Origin of the sequence: Anabaena sp. CCY 9910 (genome assembly GCF_963920875.1) — a bacterium.
GTDB classification, from domain to species: domain Bacteria; phylum Cyanobacteriota; class Cyanobacteriia; order Cyanobacteriales; family Nostocaceae; genus Trichormus; species Trichormus variabilis.
This window is the reverse complement of record NZ_CAWUDJ010000127.1, coordinates 1-305: the sequence shown is the minus strand read 5'-3', so window position 1 is coordinate 305 and position 305 is coordinate 1. Positions and strand designations below refer to the sequence as shown.

At 63.3% G+C, this 305-nt stretch carries 1 protein-coding gene; it reads right to left on the bottom strand.

Annotated elements, in window-relative coordinates; genetic code table 11:
• Positions 1-131 precede the first annotated feature (131 nt).
• Positions 132-293, bottom strand: coding sequence for a substrate-binding domain-containing protein (locus ACM5QX_RS29580; RefSeq protein WP_414756762.1), 162 nt, complete (start codon positions 291-293; stop codon positions 132-134).
• Positions 294-305: the final 12 nt, after the last annotated feature.

Below are 305 nucleotides of genomic sequence, written 5' to 3'. Positions count from 1 at the left end.
CCGCCATCGCCAAGTTTTCGCATGTCGTCGATGATTTTGCGGCCTATTCGCCTCCGACGATCCAGCCCTAGCCTATAGTCGCGGCTTTCCATTTAGGCAGGGGGGGGCGCCCTGAAGCCAAAAGGCGGCGTTCAGGATCCGCAGGATTCGCGGACGATCAGTTCGGTCGGCAGGACGCCTCGGCCCTTGAACAGCTTGGGATCAAGCAGGCTGGCGACCATCAGCCGCCCGGCTTCATAGGTGTCCTGGCGGATCGTGGTCAGGGTCGGGGTGCTGAGGCGGGCCAGCAGCATGTCGTCGTAGCC

Coding starts and splice junctions, on each gene's coding strand:
- ACM5QX_RS29580 (WP_414756762.1), bottom strand. CDS start 293: ATGCTGCTGGCCCGCCTCAGCACCCCGACCCTGACCACGATCCGCCAG.